The organism is Herbaspirillum sp. SJZ107, from assembly GCF_006715485.1.
GTDB lineage: Bacteria > Pseudomonadota > Gammaproteobacteria > Burkholderiales > Burkholderiaceae_D > Telluria.
The window spans coordinates 1761193-1778361 of sequence record NZ_VFNH01000001.1 but is presented as its reverse complement, the minus strand read 5'-3'; the positions used below and the strand labels follow the sequence as shown (position 1 = coordinate 1778361).

19 protein-coding genes are annotated in these 17169 nt (G+C 65.2%); 13 read left to right on the top strand and 6 right to left on the bottom strand.

Annotated features, from left to right (window positions below):
• The first annotated feature begins 63 nt into the window (after nucleotides 1–63).
• The 4 genes from FBX97_RS07980 (at nucleotide 64) to FBX97_RS07965 (ending at nucleotide 3487) form a co-directional block, all read left to right on the top strand.
• The gene (locus tag FBX97_RS07980; RefSeq protein ID WP_141830132.1) at nucleotides 64–438 is read left to right on the top strand and encodes a CidA/LrgA family protein; all 375 of its coding nucleotides are present in this window, start codon (nucleotides 64–66) and stop codon (nucleotides 436–438) included.
• Nucleotides 431–1171 carry an LrgB family protein gene (locus tag FBX97_RS07975; RefSeq protein ID WP_255517346.1) on the top strand — a complete coding sequence of 247 codons (741 nt, stop codon included), beginning with the start codon at nucleotides 431–433 and terminating at the stop codon, nucleotides 1169–1171. The genes FBX97_RS07980 and FBX97_RS07975 overlap by 8 nt, the downstream gene beginning before the upstream one ends.
• A gap of 97 nt (nucleotides 1172–1268) precedes the next feature.
• Complete coding sequence (locus tag FBX97_RS07970) at nucleotides 1269–2483, top strand: hypothetical protein (protein ID WP_141830129.1); 1215 nt, start codon at nucleotides 1269–1271, stop codon at nucleotides 2481–2483.
• Nucleotides 2480–3487 (top strand): DUF4034 domain-containing protein, encoded by a 1008-nt coding sequence (locus FBX97_RS07965; protein ID WP_141830127.1) that lies wholly within the window; start codon nucleotides 2480–2482, stop codon nucleotides 3485–3487. Before FBX97_RS07970 ends, FBX97_RS07965 begins: the two co-directional genes overlap by 4 nt.
• 72 nt (nucleotides 3488–3559) lie before the next feature.
• On the opposite strand, the gene FBX97_RS07960 is transcribed toward FBX97_RS07965, so the two are convergent.
• Together FBX97_RS07960 and FBX97_RS07955 are read right to left on the bottom strand one after the other, a co-directional pair.
• The gene (locus FBX97_RS07960; protein WP_141830126.1) at nucleotides 3560–4138 is read right to left on the bottom strand and encodes a hemerythrin domain-containing protein; all 579 of its coding nucleotides are present in this window, start codon (nucleotides 4136–4138) and stop codon (nucleotides 3560–3562) included.
• 105 nt (nucleotides 4139–4243) lie between these two features.
• Nucleotides 4244–4774, bottom strand: a complete 531-nt coding sequence (locus tag FBX97_RS07955; protein ID WP_141830124.1) for an arsinothricin resistance N-acetyltransferase ArsN1 family B — start codon at nucleotides 4772–4774, stop codon at nucleotides 4244–4246.
• Nucleotides 4775–5090: 316 nt separating this feature from the next.
• Between FBX97_RS07955 and FBX97_RS07950 the strand changes: the two genes are divergently transcribed.
• Both FBX97_RS07950 and FBX97_RS07945 read left to right on the top strand, forming a co-directional pair.
• Nucleotides 5091–6026: a manganese catalase family protein gene (locus FBX97_RS07950; RefSeq protein WP_141830122.1), complete on the top strand. Its 936-nt coding sequence runs from the start codon at nucleotides 5091–5093 to the stop codon at nucleotides 6024–6026.
• Nucleotides 6027–6139: 113 nt separating this feature from the next.
• A complete protein-coding gene (locus FBX97_RS07945; protein ID WP_141830121.1) occupies nucleotides 6140–7054 on the top strand; it encodes a ZIP family metal transporter in 915 nt (304 codons plus the stop codon).
• 57 nt (nucleotides 7055–7111) lie between these two features.
• On the opposite strand, the gene FBX97_RS07940 is transcribed toward FBX97_RS07945, so the two are convergent.
• From FBX97_RS07940 to FBX97_RS07925, 4 genes are all read right to left on the bottom strand, one after another.
• Nucleotides 7112–7609 (bottom strand): hypothetical protein, encoded by a 498-nt coding sequence (locus tag FBX97_RS07940; protein ID WP_255517345.1) that lies wholly within the window; start codon nucleotides 7607–7609, stop codon nucleotides 7112–7114.
• Between the two features lie 2 nt (nucleotides 7610–7611).
• Nucleotides 7612–7962, bottom strand: a complete 351-nt coding sequence (locus FBX97_RS07935; RefSeq protein ID WP_141830119.1) for a DUF6152 family protein — start codon at nucleotides 7960–7962, stop codon at nucleotides 7612–7614.
• 27 nt (nucleotides 7963–7989) lie between these two features.
• Nucleotides 7990–8562 carry a histidine phosphatase family protein gene (locus FBX97_RS07930; RefSeq protein WP_141830118.1) on the bottom strand — a complete coding sequence of 191 codons (573 nt, stop codon included), beginning with the start codon at nucleotides 8560–8562 and terminating at the stop codon, nucleotides 7990–7992.
• A gap of 125 nt (nucleotides 8563–8687) precedes the next feature.
• Nucleotides 8688–10034, bottom strand: a complete 1347-nt coding sequence (locus tag FBX97_RS07925; RefSeq protein WP_141830116.1) for an MFS transporter — start codon at nucleotides 10032–10034, stop codon at nucleotides 8688–8690.
• 183 nt (nucleotides 10035–10217) lie between these two features.
• Between FBX97_RS07925 and cyoA the strand changes: the two genes are divergently transcribed.
• From cyoA to FBX97_RS07890, 7 genes are read left to right on the top strand one after another with little or no spacing between them, the layout of a single operon-like run.
• Nucleotides 10218–11237 carry a ubiquinol oxidase subunit II gene (gene cyoA, locus FBX97_RS07920; protein ID WP_141830115.1) on the top strand — a complete coding sequence of 340 codons (1020 nt, stop codon included), beginning with the start codon at nucleotides 10218–10220 and terminating at the stop codon, nucleotides 11235–11237.
• A gap of 5 nt (nucleotides 11238–11242) precedes the next feature.
• The gene (cyoB, locus tag FBX97_RS07915; RefSeq protein ID WP_141830113.1) at nucleotides 11243–13246 is read left to right on the top strand and encodes a cytochrome o ubiquinol oxidase subunit I; all 2004 of its coding nucleotides are present in this window, start codon (nucleotides 11243–11245) and stop codon (nucleotides 13244–13246) included.
• Nucleotides 13239–13877, top strand: a complete 639-nt coding sequence (cyoC, locus tag FBX97_RS07910; protein ID WP_141830112.1) for a cytochrome o ubiquinol oxidase subunit III — start codon at nucleotides 13239–13241, stop codon at nucleotides 13875–13877. Before cyoB ends, cyoC begins: the two co-directional genes overlap by 8 nt.
• Nucleotides 13874–14290 carry a cytochrome o ubiquinol oxidase subunit IV gene (gene cyoD, locus FBX97_RS07905; RefSeq protein ID WP_141830110.1) on the top strand — a complete coding sequence of 139 codons (417 nt, stop codon included), beginning with the start codon at nucleotides 13874–13876 and terminating at the stop codon, nucleotides 14288–14290. The genes cyoC and cyoD overlap by 4 nt, the downstream gene beginning before the upstream one ends.
• Before the next feature lie 9 nt (nucleotides 14291–14299).
• A complete protein-coding gene (locus FBX97_RS07900; protein WP_141830108.1) occupies nucleotides 14300–15109 on the top strand; it encodes an SURF1 family protein in 810 nt (269 codons plus the stop codon).
• On the top strand, nucleotides 15093–16442 hold the full coding sequence (locus FBX97_RS07895; RefSeq protein ID WP_141830107.1) for an ATP-binding protein: 1350 nt from the start codon (nucleotides 15093–15095) through the stop codon (nucleotides 16440–16442). Before FBX97_RS07900 ends, FBX97_RS07895 begins: the two co-directional genes overlap by 17 nt.
• Nucleotides 16429–16998 carry a response regulator transcription factor gene (locus FBX97_RS07890; RefSeq protein ID WP_141830105.1) on the top strand — a complete coding sequence of 190 codons (570 nt, stop codon included), beginning with the start codon at nucleotides 16429–16431 and terminating at the stop codon, nucleotides 16996–16998. Before FBX97_RS07895 ends, FBX97_RS07890 begins: the two co-directional genes overlap by 14 nt.
• The last annotated feature ends 171 nt before the right edge of the window (nucleotides 16999–17169 follow it).

Sequence of the window (17169 nt, the reverse complement as noted above, 5' to 3'; positions counted from 1 at the left end):
GATGCCTCGGGCGGTCGAGGTTGGTGCGCTGCTGCGCCGCCGCCGCCATGATGAGGAGAAATCTTGCTGCAAGCGTTTGCCGTCTTACTCGCGTTCCAGTGCCTGGGCGAGGGCCTGGTGTTTCTGTTGGGCTTGCCGGTGCCCGGACCGGTGGCCGGGATGCTGGCCCTGCTGGCGGCCCTGATCGCCTGGCCACGCCTGCACGACGTGGTCGAGAACGGCGCCAACGAGCTGCTGCGCCACCTGTCGCTGCTGTTCCTGCCGGCCGGGGTCGGCATCGTCGCAGCTGCCGCCAGCGGCAGCGGGCACTGGCTGGCGATCGCGGCCTCGGTAATCTTCAGCACGCTCGCCACGCTGGCCGTCACCGCCCTGGTCCTGCAGGCCTTCGGCAGCCGCATCGATGCGCCGGCCCCGGGCGAGGAGGATCGCCGTGTTTAATTTCGCGGAACTCAGCCATTTCTGGGTCTACCTGTCGGCATCGCCGCTGCTGGGCCTGACCCTGACCCTGTGCGCCTACCTGTTCGCGCAGTGGGTGTATGCGCGCTGCGGCTTCTCGCCGCTGGCCAATCCGGTGGCGATCGCCATTGCCCTGATCAGCCTGGTCCTGACGGCGAGCGGGATGTCCTACCAGCGTTATTTTGCCGGCGCCCAGTTCGTCCACTTCCTGCTCGGGCCGGCAACGGTTGCGCTGGCGGTGCCGATGGCACGCCAGGTGCCGCGCCTGCGCCGCAACCTGCTGCCGCTGGCCTGCGCCCTGGTGTGCGGCTGCGTCACCGCGATCGTCAGCGCGGTGGGCGTCGCGCTGCTGCTGGGTGCCTCGCCCCAGCTGGCCGCCTCGATCGCGCCGAAGTCGGCCACCACGCCGATTGCGATGGCGATTTCGGAACACCTGGGCGGGGTGGCGGCACTGACGGCGGTGCTGGTGATCTGCACCGGCATCTTCGGCGCCATTTTCGCGCGCTTCCTGATGAATGCACTGGGCGTGAAATCGCATGCCGCGCGCGGCCTGGCGCTGGGCGTGGCTTCACACGGCATCGGCACCGCGCGCGCCTTCCAGGTGAGCCCTGAAATGGGTGCTTACGCCGGCCTCGGGATGGGCGTCAACGGCGTGCTCACCGCCTTGCTGGCGCCCTGGCTGGTCCCGCACCTGATGGCCTGGATGGGCGGCTGAAACGCCGCCCCATGCCGTGCGAATAGACGGCACGAAACGCTGGCTATTGCTTAAATGACATATTAAACTGATCTGATCTATTTTCGATCGGAAAGTCATGAGCACATTCAGCTTGCGCATCGGTCTCCTGCTGTCGATCGGCATCCTCGCCGGGAGCGCCTGCGCCGTTCCACCTGCCGCGGCCAACGTGCCGAGCGAGGAAGACGCGGCGATGGCGCAGCGCGTGGAACGCGATCTCGGCCTGGTCTTCATTATGCCGCCTGACATCAAGCTCGACCCTGGCTTGCGTACGGAAGCCGATGCCATCGCCGCTGCCCACCTGGCACGCATGCACACACTGGTACCGCGGTGGATCGAGGAAGAACGCCGGCTGCAGGCCGGTCCCGACGGCAAGGCGCCATCAGGACCGGTGTATTACGCCGTGTTCGCGCGCATGCTGAACGAGCTGGCACTGTGGCAGCTGGCACCTGGCGATGCCGCCTACGAAAAGGCGACCCTCGACGCCATCCGGGCCACGCCGGCGGTGTGCGCCAACGCCGGCCATGATCGCCATCACGATTTCCTGACCCGGATCGTGCGCGTACAGGCGATGCCGCCCCAGGCACGCGCGGCGGCGCTGGCCACCGAGCGCCGCCTGCTGGAAGCCTGGGGCAAGCCGCACCCGGCGCCGCCGCCGTGGCCCGATCCGCTGCCGCAGGAGGCGGGCATGGAAGCCGTCGTGCAGATACGGAGCGGCGGCGCGCGGCCGCCGCTGGCCCTGAGTCCGGTGCTGGCGTCGATCCTGCTGGCGGAGCGCGAGCGCTACGACAGCATGCCCTGGCCGACCCGCTGCGCATTCCAGCGCTGGTGGCTCGGCGTCAGCCTGGCGCAGGGCCGTCCGGCCGCCGAGGCGCTGACTGCCTTCCGCTATGGCACCTTGATCACTGCGGGCGAAGGTTTCGGCGACGCCTTCGAGCGCGAAGCGGGCACCGCGCGTACCAAGCCCAGGACGGCAGCCAGTGCCGCGCCGCCGGCCTATCCGAAGATGGCGGCACGCTTCGACGTCACCGGCGTCACCCGCGTAACGCGCCGTTTCGATGCCGGCGGCAAGCCGGTCCAGGCCAGCGTGATCGACCGCCGCATCCAGGTGCGCGGCATCCGCGGCGTGCGGCCGGTCGCGTTCGAGGATACCTTCGACGCGCTCGCCGTGCATTACGCCCTGGGCGGCGCCAGCGTCGCACCGTCCGGGTCGGGGCCGGCGCAGACATTCGAGATGGTATGGGACCTGGAGCCGTCCACCCGCGGTGCCGCCACGCAAGGAGGCAAGCCATGAAGTTCGCATCATCGATCCTGCTGTCGGGCGTGCTTGCCTGCGTGGCGGCCGCCTCGGCATGCGCGGCCGACAAGCCGCTGCCGCCGATCACGCAGGCCGCCCAGGAAGCATTCTGGACCGGCGACTTTGCCGAACTCGAACGGCAGAACGCCTACTACAGCCAGCCGGGCCGTATCGAGCCCGACGCGACCTCCCAGCTCGACCTGTTCCGCGGCGGACTCAACACTGTCTTCTCGAATGACGTCGGCAACGTCGAGGCCTATCTGCAGGAAGTCGACCGCCTGACGCTGCAGTGGGCCACCGAGCACCCGAAGTCGGCCTTTGCCCACGTCCTGCACGCCAGGGCACTGTATGCGCATGGCTGGTCCTACCGCGGCGGCAGCTATGCAAAGGATGTTCCGCCCGCGGCCTGGCAGGATTTCCATGCCTATCTGCGCCGCGCAGCAGAATACCTGCATGCGCATGCCGACGTGGCATTGACTGACAGCTATGCCCACCATGTCCTGATCCAGATCGGCAGGGGACTGGCATGGAAACCCGAACAGCTCATCGCCATCGCCGACGATGGGCTGAAGCGCAATCCCGAGGATACCGAGCTGATCTTCGCAGTGGCGTTCAGCCTGCTACCGAAATGGCACGGCGATGCCAGGATACTCGACAGTTACGTCAACCACGCGGTCCAGCAGACGCGCGCCCGGTTCGGGACCAGTATGTATGCGCGGCTGTATTCGATGGCCGCCGGCGACCAGTATGGCTTCGACCTGTTCGAGGACAGCCTGGCGGACTGGCCGCGGATGAAAGCGTCCTTCGAGGATCTGCTGGCCCGTTTCCCCGACAGTCCCCATCGTCTGAACCGCTACGCCTACATGGCGTGCGTCGCGAAAGACCGCCAGACGCTGGCGGTCCTGCTGGAACGGATCGGCGACGCCATCCACACCGCGGATTGGGGCACCAATCCCGAGCGTGGCCTGGAAGGTTGCCGCCGGCTGGCCGCGGGGAAATGACCTAGTACAAACGAAATGCCCGCAAGCGTGCGCGAACATGCTTGCGGGCAGATAGCTGGCGCGAAACGCCGCTCAGGCAGTCTTGCGGCCGAACGCCTTGGCGGCGAACAGCGCGCTGGCCACGCCGACCACCAGTGCAGCGGTGCTGCCGGAGAAACCGACCGCGGTGTTCTTGGCAATCTTGCCGGCCTTCGGCGTCACCAGTTCCAGGCGGCGCCTGGTCATCTGGGCGCCCAATTCCGACAGACGGTCCTTGCTCAGGGTGCGCTCGGCATCCGGCAGCAGCACGGTTTCCTCGTCGGCCACGTGGTGCACCACGTCACGCATCAGTTCGAACACCAGCTCGTCGTGGCGCGGCGATTTCGGATCGGTGCGGCGCAGCTCGGCGATCACGGCGCGCATTTCGTCGTGCTCCGGCTCGCTCTTTTCCATGACCTTCTGGTCATGTGCTTTCGGGCGCATCACCGGGTAGAAGACTTCCTCTTCCAGCGTGGCGTGGATTTCCAGTGCATCGCAGATGGTTTCGGCCAATGCCTTCTTGACGCTCGGACGCTTGTCGCGGGTGTACTGGTGGAAGGTGACCATCACGTGCGAATGGTCGAAGCGGATCATGTCGGTGATGGACGGGCTCAGCTTTTTGAGAGAAAACATCATCTGCTCCAGTGGTTTTGTCGATATGTCCATCTTATGCTTAATGCCATGACACGCACGTAGGAATTCTACGCAAGGGGTTGTCAGTTCGCGGCCCACAGTCTCCTACGCTGACATTTCCGGCGACGGCGAGGCCGGCAGGTGCAGCTGCCAGTAACCGACGTCGATCCAGCCGCCGAACTTGTAACCGACTTCCGTGAAACAGGCAACCTGGCGGAAGCCGAGGCGTTCGTGCAGGCCGACACTGGCCGGGTTGGGCAGGGCGATGCCCCCGATGACGCAGTGGAAGCGCCCGGCCAGGCGCGCGATCAGAGCGCGGTACAGCGTCGATCCCAGCCCACGGCCGCGCTGCGCGGCATCCACGTAGACGCTCGACTCGACCGCATGACGGTAGCCGGGCCGGGCGCGCCATTTGCTGGCGTAGGCATAGCCCAGGACCACGCCACCGTCCACCAGGACCAGCCAGGGCAGGGCGGCGCCCTGCACGTCGGCGAGGCGGCGCATCATCTCGTCGGCGCCGACCGGGTCCGATTCCATCGAAATCACGGTCGTGGCTACGTAGTGGTTATAGATCGCGGCCATGGCAGCGGCGTCGGCGGCACAGGCATCGCGCAGGACGGATTCGGAAGCGGTCATCGTTCACTTTCCAGAAGGGAAAAAATTCAATTAAACGAGTCTATTACACCTCAAGGTAAGCCGCTAGAAAAGGCTATTAGAGTTATTGTCAAAAACTATCGGCTCGAAAAGTTGCATCATAACATTGCTATCAAGCTAGCTCGACAGGCTGTCGTCTTTTGTCCTACACAGACACGGCAAACGCTCCGATTCCGACAAATCCTCAGCCTGCGATGATGGGTCCATGGTTAGTCACAAGGCAAGTGTGACCACACCCCCGAATCAGGAGTATGTCCGCAGGACGTTTCTGATACACAACTATCTAGGAGGACTACGCATGTTTGCACACAACAAACGCTTGCAGTACACGGTGCGCGTCAGCGAACCGAATCCGGGCCTGGCCAATCTGATGCTGGAACAGTTCGGCGGGCCGCAGGGCGAACTGGCCGCCGCCATGCGTTACTTCACCCAGGCCGTCAGCGAAGACGATCCGGGCCGCAAGGACATGCTCTACGACATCGCCACCGAGGAGCTGAGCCACCTGGAAATCATCGGCCACATCATCGCGATGCTGAACAAGGGCGCCAAGGGCCAGCTGGCCGAAGCGGTCGATACCGAAGCGGAGATGTATCGCAAGATCAGCGGCGGCGGCAATGACAGCCACGTCACCCAGATCCTGTACGGTGCCGGCACCCCACTGATCAACTCGGCCGGCGTGCCCTGGACTGCGGCCTACATCGACACCATCGGCGAGCCGAGTGCCGACCTGCGTTCGAACATTGCCGCCGAAGCCCGCGCCAAGATCGTCTACGAGCGTCTGATTGCGTGTACCGACGATGCGGGCGTCAAGGAAGCGTTGACCTTCCTGATGACGCGCGAAGTGGCGCACCAGAAGTCCTTCGAAAAAGCGCTGTACTCGATGAACCCGAACTTCCCGCCAGGGAAAATGCCGGTCGATCCGCGTTTTTCCAACACCTACTTCAACATGTCCCAGGGCCCGGGCGAAATGCGCGGTTCGTGGAACCAGGGCGAGCAGTGGGAATTCGTCACCGACCGCGAGAAGCAGATGGCAGTCGATGGCGGCACCGGCGAAGCCGAGGTCAAGCTGCCGGCGAAAGACATCGACATCCTCAAGGCGTTTGCCGAGCGCACCATGTCGAATCCGGCTGTCGATCCGCCGACCGGCGCCGAACTGGGCATGGGCAACCAGACCACCGCCGACGGCCTGACCGTGCAACCGGGCGCGATCCCGAGCCCGGGCGCCCCGAAATAAGGTCGCGGCACGCCAGTCACGATGCGAATGCCCGCAGGACGCGGCTTCGCATCGGCAACCGGCGCCGCGCAGCCTCGTGCTGTGCGGCGCTGTTTTTCGTTTAGGATATCAATATGGAAACGCATGCGCACAAAGCCCGGCCCGCGGGCGGCATTGCACGCCTGTCGACCCCGCGCCGCGCGGTCGGCATGTTCATCTGCGTGCTCGGCTGCCTGCTGCTGATCGCCGGCCTGGTCAACCAGATCACGCATGCCTCCCCGAATTTGCGCGCCGCGCTGCTGGGCGGCGGTACTGCCGCCGCCGCGACCGCGCTCGGCACGCTGCCGATCCTGTTCTCCCAGAATTTCTCGAAACGGACCTACGACTGCTTCCTCGGCTTCGGTGCCGGCGTGATGCTCGGCGCGACCGCGTTCTCGCTGGTGATCCCGGCGCTGGCCGCCTCCAAGGCGGCCGGTGCCGGCAACTGGGGCGCCAGCCTGACCGTCGGTGCCGGCATCATGATCGGCGCCACCCTGCTGCTGCTGATGGGCCGCTTCATCAGCACCGACGGCATCCTCGACACCGAGGATGCGCGCCTGTCGCACTCGATGCGGCGCGCCTGGCTGTTCGTCTGGGCGGTGGCCCTGCACAACCTGCCGGAAGGCCTGGCGATCGGCGTCGCCTACGGCGGCATCGACCTGTCCAAGGCGAACTCCCTGGCGACCGGCATTTCGATCCAGGACGTCCCGGAAGGCCTGGTGGTGGCACTGGCCCTGCGCACGGTCGGCTATGGCCGCGTGCTGTCGGCGGCGCTTGGCATGCTGTCCGGCGTGATCGAGCCGATCGCCGCGGCTGCCGGCGTGGCCGTGATCGGCGTCTCGGCGGGCCTGCTGCCGTTTGCGCTGGCGGCGGCTGCTGGGGCGATGCTGTTCGTGATCGTCAACGACGTGGTGCCGGAGTCGCAGGAAAACGGCAACGGCACCTGGGCCAGCGGGGCACTGGTGTTCGGCTTCATCCTGATGACGGTGCTCGATACCGCGCTGGGCTGATGCAAATGGCGCGCTTGCTGTAGGGTGGACGGCTCGCCGTCCACGCATCGTACAGGCTCACACGTAAGCCAGCATGCGCGCGCACGCAATCACCGCCACCCAGAACAGCAGCGACAGCGCCGCATTCACGCGCGCCGCGACCGTCGGCGCGCCGCTGCCGCGGGTGCGCCACCACGACCCGAGGTGAAAGGCCAGCGCATTCAGCCCGGCCACCACCACCAGAACCATCTTCAGCAGGAACACCGGATTGCGCAGCATGTCAGCCGCCTGCGCCGACAGCAGCAGCAGCCCGCTCGGCACCACCAGCAGCAAGCTGCCGGCCGACCACGGCAGCAGGTGGCGCGCCAGTTCGCGCGGCGGCAGCGCGCGCCCGAACCCGAGCACGCGCAGGTCGAACATCGCCACCGCGCCCACCAGCAGCACGAAGCCGACGATGTGCACGGTCTCGACCGCCGGGTACAGCCAGGCATTGGTGCGCATGGCCTGGGCCGGGGCGGTCGCCGCGATCCACTGCGCCAGGCCGGCCAGGCCGCCCGGTGCCGCGCCCGCGAGCACGGTCAGCGCAGCTCGGTGGTCTTGCCGGCGATCGTGATGCGCTCGGCGCGCAATTCCTCCGGCTTGCTGCGGTGCGGATAGCCGTACACGGTGGCGGCGGTGCCGGCGGCCAGCATCTCCCTGGCCAGGCCACGGTTGTCCATGCGGCCCGGCGGCGCCAGGACCACGTGCCAGGTCTTGCCGGCGGTCTTCAGCGCGACGAAGCCATGCGGCTGCTGGTAACCCGAGGATTCGATGGTGCCCTTGAGCTCGAGCGGCTTCTTGTCGTCGTACTCGCTCCAGCCATGGTGGGCCCAGGCGGTACCGGCCAGCAGGGTGGAGAGCAGGGCGGAGAGCAGCAGGCGGCGTTTCATGGTGACTCCCGTGAGTGAGATTGCGGATCAGCCAGGCCGCCACAGGCGCCCGAGGACTTCCAGACGGCCCGGAGCGGGGCGCAGGACCAGGACTTCGCCGGACGCGACCGATTCGTCGACCAGGGCGCGGATATTGATGTCGTGCGTGACCAGCACGGTATTGGCACCGGCTGGCGGAGCCGCCAGACGCGCACGCAGCGCGGCGGTGGCGGCGCGGACATGGCCGGCATCCTGCTGGAACAGCGAATCGAGCAGCGGTTCGGGTTCGGCCCGGCCGAAGGCGAGGCGGGCGGTATCGAGGCAGCGGCACCAGCGGCTCGACCACACCTGGCCGACCGGAACGCCGTGGGCACGGACCAATGCGCCGAGCGCCTCGGCGTCGCGCCGGCCGCTGGCGGACAGGTTACGCTGGGTGCGGCACTGGGCCAGCGCGAAGCCGGGCGGATCGCCGATGCCCGGGTCGGTGGCGGCATGCCGGACCAGCAGCACGAGTCCTCCGCCCTGCAGGCGCTGCCAGAGTTCTGCTGAGGGCACCCCGGCGGGCACTCTGGCGGGCAGGGCGCAAGCAAGGCCGAGCATGAGAAGACGGCGACGCTGCATGGCAGCCTCCATCCATTGGATGGCTTCATTATCGCGGCTCCGCCCCGGACGCAGCGCACGGCTGGGCAGCAAAAAAAAAGCCCCGGTATCGACCGGGGCTCAAGCTCTGCTGATTCAGTGCCTGCTCAGTTCCTGATCTCCAGGGCGCGGTTCAGGCTGAGTGCCGCCAGCGAGCCGACCGCACCCGACAGCAGGTACAGGCTGACGTAACCGAGGCCGAAGTTGGCAGCCAGGCCGAGGGCAACCAGCGGCGCGAAGGCCGCGCCCACCAGCCAGGCCAGGTCGGAGGTGAAGGCGGCGCCGGTATAGCGGTACTGCGGCAGGAAGTTCGAGGTGACGGCGCCCGCGGCCTGGCCGTACGACAGGCCGAGCAGCAGGAAGCCGAGCAGGATGAAGGTGTTCTGGCCCGACACGCCGCCATCGATCAGGGTCGGCACGAAGAACGAGAAGATCGCGATCAGAATCGCCAGCGTGCCGAGCGTATTGCGGCGCCCGAACCTGTCGGCGATCAGGCCCGAGGCCAGCACGCCGAGGATGGCGACGCCCGCGCCCCAGATCTGGACGACCAGGAAGTCGGCCACCGAACGGGTGTCGTACAGCTGGATCCAGGACAGCGGGAACACGGTCACGAGGTGGAACAGCGCGTAGCTGGCCAGGGCGGCGAGGGCGCCCAGGGCGATCGTGGTCCATTGCTTGCCGAAGACTTCACGCGCCGGCACGGCGTCGAGCTGGTGCTCGTCCAGCAGGTGCACGTAGTCGTGGGTGGACACCAGGCGCAGGCGGGCGAACAGGGCGACCACGTTGATCGCGAAGGCGACGAAGAACGGGAAACGCCAGCCCCAGACCAGGAAATCGTCCTGCGACAGCTGGGTCATCATGTAGGCGAAGATGCCGGCGGCGATGATGAAACCCACCGGTGCTCCCAATTGACCGAGCATGGCGTACCATCCGCGTTTTCCCTCGGGCGCGTTCAGCGCGAGCAGCGAAGGCAGGCCGTCCCAGGACCCGCCCAGCGCGGCGCCCTGGCCGCAGCGCAGGACCGCCAGTGCGACGATCGACCATTCGCCCCAGCGCGCGTAGGTCGGCAGCGAGGAAATGGCGACGGTGGCGCTGCCCAGCATGAACAGGGCGATGGTGAGCTTCACTTCGCGGCTGAAATGGCGCTGGATGAACATGAAGACCAGGGTGCCGATCGGACGTGCAATATAGGCAAGGGCGAAGATGGCGAACGAATACAGGGTGCCTTCGAGGCGGTCGGCGAACGGGAAGAACACCGCCGGGAATACCAGCACCGAGGCGATCGCGTATACAAAGAAGTCGAAATACTCGGAGGCGCGTCCGATGACCACGCCGACTGCGATGTCACCGGGGGAGACGTGGCCGTCGCGGGCGTTGATGTTGCGTGCGCCGCTTTGCGGGCTGGTGATGGGTGCGGCGCCTGCGTCGCCGTACGTGGTGTTCGTGCTCTGCATATTTCGTCTCCTCATGTCAAACGGCGCGTTTGGACTTGCTCGGAAAGACTACGACTGCTACGGCTGCGAAACGGTAAAAAACGGGTGGACAAAAACGGGTGGGACAAAACGTCCAATCGCCAAACGTGCACCGATGGCGTTACATTATCATGTTATCTTTCCCATGTAACGTAAAACACAAGCATGATTCCTAAAACCCTCCGTCGAGGACTGTTCCTCGCCCCGTTGGCTGCAGCGCTGCTTTCCGGCTGTAACACGGTGGTGCTGAACCCGTCCGGTGACATCGCTGCACAGCAGGCACAGCTCATCGTCGTTTCGGTGTTGTTGATGCTGTTGATTATCGTCCCGGTGATCTTCCTGGTCATCTACTTTGCCCGCAAGTACCGCGCGAGCAATACCGAGGCCGCCTACGAACCCGACTGGGATCACTCGACCAAGCTCGAACTGGTCATCTGGGGCGCACCGCTCCTGATCATCATCGTGCTGGGCCTGATCACCTGGATTACCACCCACAAGCTCGACCCCTACCGTCCGCTCGACCGCCTGGACGCCGGCCGTCCGATCCCGGCATCGACCAAGCCGCTGGTGGTGCAGGTCGTCGCGATGGACTGGAAGTGGCTGTTCATCTATCCGGAGCAGGGCATCGCGACGGTCAACGAACTGGTGGTGCCGGTCGACGTGCCGGTGCGCTTCAAGATCAGCGCGACCTCGGTCATGAACGCGTTTTACGTTCCTGAACTGGCCGGCATGATCTACGCGATGCCGGGCATGGAAACCACGCTGAACGCCGTCCAGAACAAGCCGGTCACGTCCTTCGGCATCTCGTCGAACTACAGCGGCGCAGGCTATTCGGACATGAAGTTCGCCTACCGCGGCGTCGCCCAGGGCGATTTCGACGGCTGGGTGCAGTCGGTGAAAGCCGGCGGCGGCAACCTCGACCGCGCCAACTACCTGACGCTCGAGAAGCCGTCCATCAAGGATCCGGTGCGCCGCTACGCCGGCGTCGACGGCGACCTGTTCTATCGCGTCCTGAACCGCTGCGTCGTCGACGGCGTCGTCTGCATGGACAAGATGATGATGGACGATGCGCGCAAGTCGCATGAGATGGCCATGGCCCGCATGCCGCAAGCCGCGGCAACCCGCCTGGCCCAGGCCAACGGCGAGGTATGCACCACGCCCAACGAAACTGTGAAGAAGAAGTAATCACAATGAACGACCAATTTGACTTAGCAAAGTTGATCTTCGGTCGGCTCAGCTGGGAAGCGATTCCCTACCATGAGCCGATCCTGATCAGTACCTTCATCGCGGTGATCCTGGGCGGCATCGTCGTCCTGGCCGCCATTACCAAGTTCAAGCTTTGGGGCTACCTGTGGAGGGACTGGTTCACCAGTATCGACCACAAGAAGATCGGCATCATGTACATGATCCTCGGTCTCGTCATGTTCCTGCGCGGCTTCGCCGACGCCCTGATGATGCGCGCCCAGCAGGCGTTCTCGTTCGGCGATTCGCACGGCTTCCTGCCGCCGCATCACTACGACCAGGTCTTCACCGCCCACGGCGTGATCATGATCTTCTTCGTGGCGATGCCCCTGATCACCGGCCTGATGAACTACATCGTGCCGCTGCAGATCGGCGCGCGCGACGTGGCCTTCCCGTTCCTGAACAACTTCTCGTTCTGGATGACCGCGATGGGCGCCGCCCTGGTGATGGCTTCGCTGTTCGTCGGCGAATTCGCCCGCACCGGCTGGCTGGCCTTCCCGCCGCTGTCCGGTATCCTGGCGAGTCCTGATGTCGGGGTCGACTATTACATATGGTCGCTGCAGATCGCCGGTGTCGGCACGCTGCTGTCGGGCGTGAACCTGGTCGTCACCATCGTCAAGATGCGCGCGCCGGGCATGGGCCTGATGAAGATGCCGGTCTTCACCTGGACCGCACTGTGCACCAACATCCTGATCGTGATGGCCTTCCCGATCCTGACCGCCGTGCTGGCGATGCTGGGCCTGGACCGTCTGTTCGACACCCACTTCTTCACCAATGAACTGGGCGGCAACGCCATGATGTACGTGAATCTGATCTGGATCTGGGGCCACCCCGAGGTCTACATCCTGATTCTGCCGGCCTTCGGTATCTTCTCCGAAGTCGTCCCGACCTTCTGCAACAAGCGCCTGTTCGGCTACACCTCGATGGTGTACGCGACCACCGTCATCATGGTCCTGTCCTACCTCGTGTGGCTGCACCACTTCTTCACGATGGGCTCGGGCGCGAGCGTGAACTCGTTCTTCGGCATCACCACGATGATCATCTCGATCCCGACCGGTGCCAAGCTGTTCAACTGGCTGTTCACCATGTACAAGGGCCGCATCCGCTATGAACTGCCGATGATGTGGACCATCTCGTTCATGATCACCTTCACCATCGGCGGCATGACCGGCGTGATGCTGGCGGTGCCGGCAGCCGACTTCGTGCTGCACAACTCGCTGTTCCTGATCGCTCACTTCCACAACGTGATCATCGGCGGCGTGCTGTTCGGCCTGTTCGCCGGCGTGAACTACTGGTGGCCGAAGATGTTCGGCTTCAAGCTGGACAAGAAGTGGGGCGTGCGCTCCTTCTGGCTGTGGTCGATCGGCTTCTGGTTCGCCTTCATCCCGCCGTACGTGCTGGGCTTCATGGGCGTCACCCGCCGCATGAGCCACTTCGAAGACCCGTCGATCCACTGGCTGTTCCAGGTTTCGCTGTTCGGCACCCTGATGATCGCCGCCGGTATCGGCTGCATGCTGATGCAGTTCGTCGTCTCGATCATGAACCGCAAGGCACTGCGCGACGTGACCGGCGACCCGTGGAATGGCCGTACCCTGGAGTGGGCCACCTCGTCGCCGCCGCCTGACTACAACTTCGCCTTCACCCCGGTGGTGTACGACAACGACACCTTCGCCGACATGAAGAAGAACGGCTACCAGCGTCCGCTGAACGACTTCGTCGCGATCCACATGCCCAAGAACACCTGGGCCGGCTTCGTGATCGCCGTGCTGTCGGCCGGCGTCGGCTTCGGCATCATCTGGCACATGTGGCTGCTGGTGGGCGCATCGTTCATCGCGATGCTCGCCGCGATCATCTACCACACCTTTAACTACAAGCGCGACTTCTACATCCCTGCGGAAGAAGTGGCACGTACGGAAGAAGCCCATACCCGACTGCTGAATGCCCATGTCTGATATCAAAGCAACCACTGCAGGCGCCGTTCGCGGCGCCGACGCAAGCTCGCGCTACTTCGTGCGCGAACATCATCCGGAACAGGGCACGCTGCTCGGTTTCTGGATCTACCTGATGAGCGACTGCCTGATCTTCGCCTGCCTGTTCGCGACCTATGCCGTCCTCGGCCGCAACTACGCAGGCGGCCCGTCGGGCGCCGAGATCTTCGACCTGCCGCTGGTGGCCCTGAACACGGGCTTCCTGCTGTTCTCGTCGATCACCTACGGCTTCGCCATGCTGGCCGCGGCGAAGAAGAACCTGGGCAAGACCCAGATCTGGCTGGGCATCACCGGCATCCTGGGTGCCTGCTTCCTGTACCTGGAACTGTACGAGTTCACGCACCTGATCCACGAAGGCTTCGGCCCGTGGCGTTCGGGCTTCCTGACCTCGTTCTTCGCGCTGGTCGGCACCCACGGCCTGCACGTGACCTTCGGTATCGTGTGGCTCATCACGCTGATGTTCCAGCTCGGCAAGCACGGCATCAACGGCGCCAACTACCGCCGCCTGACCTGCCTGTCGATGTTCTGGCACTTCCTGGACGTCATCTGGATCGGCGTGTTCACCTATGTTTACCTGATTGGAGTCCTGCCATGAGCGACCTGCACCACGCACACGGCCACGGCCACGACGGCCACCACGTCGATCACGACGAACACCTGCATGCCCATGGCAGCCTGAAGGATTACGCGATCGGTTTCATCCTGTCGGTGATCCTGACCGCGATCCCGTTCTGGCTGGTGATGACCCACCAGCTGCAGCCGGGCACGACCAAGTACGTGATCCTCGCGTTCGCGGCCGTCCAGGTCGTCGTGCACATGATCTACTTCCTGCACATGAACACCAAGTCGGAAGGCGGCTGGAACTTCATGGCGCTGCTGCTCACCATCATCCTGCTGGCGATCGTGATGGTCGGTTCGATCTGGGTCATGATGCACATGAACGCCAACATGATGCCGCACATGAGCAACGACGGATCCGCCGTGCACGGCATGCACGACATGCAGTAAGCAGCATCGATGCGAGAGAGCGATCAAGCAGCAGTACCGGGCGCCGCCGGCAAGCGGTCCAACCCCTTCCTGGTTATCCTGGCACTGCTCTTGATCGTGCTGTTCGCGGGTCTCGGAACCTGGCAGGTCTATCGCCTGCAATGGAAACTGGACCTCATCGCACGCGTGGAAGCACGCGTGCACGCCGCCCCGGTGGCGCCGCCGCCCGCGGCGCGCTGGGCCGGCATCACCGCCGCCGGCGACGAATACCGTCGCACCGTCTTGCGCGGCACCTATCTGTACGACCTCACCACCCCCGTCCAGGCGCTCACCGAGCAGGGCAGCGGCTATTGGCTGCTGACGCCGCTGTGCACCGTCGACGGCCAGATCATCATCGTCAACCGCGGCTTCATCCCGTCCGACCTGGGCGCGCCGACGCGCTATGCGGCACAGGAGGCCGGCCCGGCGCCCTGCACGGCAGCGCCGTCCGCGGCCACGACGATCACCGGCCTGCTGCGCATCGGCGAGCAGGGCGGCGCTTTTACCCGCAACAACGACCCTGCCGCCAACCGCTGGTTCGTGCGCGACATCCGCGCGATCGCCGCCGCGCGCGGCGTCCCGCAGGCGGCCCCGTTCTTCGTCGACGCCGCCGCCGACCAGAACCCGCCGGATTCGCCGGACCGCCCGATCGGCGGCCTCACCGTCGTGAAATTCCCGAACAGCCACCTGGTCTATGCGGTCACTTGGTATGCTCTTGCCTTGATGGTCGGCGGCGCGTGGTGGTGGGCCATGCGCGCCGGAGTCAGAACCAGGGCAAACGACGATGAGCGCGACAACTGACGGCAAACCGATAGCGGCCGCGCTGCGGCGCGCGCATTCCGCTGCCGACGTCGAATACGCGGCCGGCCACAAGAACATGCTGCAGCTGATCGAGCTGCGCTGGATCGCCGTCATCGGCCAGGTCACCACCATCGCCGCCGCCATCCTGGTGTTCGGGGTGCAGCTGCCGCTGGTGCAGATGCTCGAAGTGCTGGCCTGCCTGATCGCCTTCAACGTCGCCAGCCACCTGCGCTGGCACGAACACCGCCCCGTCACCAACAACGAGCTGTTCCTCGCGCTGCTGGTCGACGTCGCCAGCCTGACCATCCAGCTCTACCTGTCGGGCGGCACCACCAATCCCTTTGCCTTCCTCTACCTGCTGCAGGTGATCCTGTCGGCGGTGCTGCTGGAAGCCTGGTCGACCTGGACCATCGTCGGCATCACGCTGGCCTGCCTGGCCGGCCTCTCGATCTTCGCCCAGCCGCTGCCGCTGCCGTTCGACCACGCGCGCGGGATAGCCAGCCTGTACGTGCAGGGCATGCTGATCTGCTTCGTGCTGAATGCGGCGCTGCTGGTGGTCTTCATCTCGCGCATCTCGACCACGCTCAGGGTGAGGGCCGCGCAGCTGGCCGACCTGCGCCAGCGCGCCGCCGAGGAAGAGCACATCGTGCGCATGGGCCTGCTGGCCTCGGGCGCCGCCCACGAGCTTGGCACGCCGCTGGCGACCGTGTCCGTGATCCTGGGGGACTGGAAGCGCATGCCCGAGTTCAAGCGCAGCCCCGAAATGCTGGAAGAGCTGAACGAGATGCAGACCCAGCTCAAGCGCTGCAAGTCGATCGTCACCAGCATCCTGCTGTCGGCCGGCGAAACGCGCGGCGAATCGGCGGTGAGGACCACCATCCGCAGCTTCCTCGACGAGCTGGTCGACGAATGGCAGGACAGCCGCCCGGTGCGCGATTTCGCCTACGACAACCACATCGAGGACGACCTGCCGGTGGCCTTTGATTCGGCCCTCAAGCAGATGATCGACAACGTGCTCGACAACGCACTCGAAGCCTCGCCCGACTGGGTCAGCCTGGAAGCGGGCGTCGACGACGGCACCCTGAACCTCACCGTGCGCGACCGCGGCCCCGGCTTCGCGCCGAGCATGCTGGCCCAGTTCGGCAAACCCTACCAGTCCAGCAAGGGCCGTCCCGGCGGTGGACTCGGCCTGTTCCTGGCCGTGAACGTGGCGCGCACGCTGGGCGGCTTCGTCGCCGCCACCAACCGTCCCGAGGGCGGCGCCGAGGTCAGGCTGACCCTGCCGCTGTCGGCAATTGCCCTGGACAAGAAACCAGACCATGTCCAACACTGATACCGATACCGATAGCGCCTTCGATAACGAGCGTCTGCTCCTGATCATCGAAGACGACGACGCTTTTGCCCGCACCCTCGGCCGCTCGTTCGAGCGGCGCGGCTACAAGGTGCTGCTGGCCCCCGGCCTCGAAGAAGCCACCGACCTGCTGCAGCAGCATTCGCCCGGCTATGCCGTGGTCGACCTCAAGCTGAAGGGCAACAGCTCGGGCCTGGCCTGCGTGCAGATGCTGCACCAGCACGATCCCGAGATGCTGATCGTGGTCCTGACCGGCTTTGCCAGCATCGGCACCGCGGTCGAGGCGATCAAGCTGGGCGCCTGCCAGTACCTGGCCAAGCCTTCCAACACCGACGACATCGAAGCCGCCTTCGACCATGTGGCCGGCAACGTCGAAGTGGAGCTGACCAACCGCTCGACCTCGATCAAGACGCTGGAGTGGGAGCGCATCCACGAGGTGCTGGCCGAGACCGATTTCAATATTTCCGAAGCGGCGCGGCGGCTGGGGATGCACCGGCGGACGCTGGCGCGCAAGCTGGAGAAGCAGCGGGTCAAGTAACGCCGTGCGTTAGCGACGTATTTCGATAGTTCCCATGCCAGCAGCTTCGTTTGGCATCCCTCAAAAACCCCCACCCCTTATGCAAGCAGACTCGGCTATCGCGTACACGTTTAGCCGGACGCAAGACATTTTTCCAGTAGGCACAACCGGACTGTGTGCGCCTTTTCCATC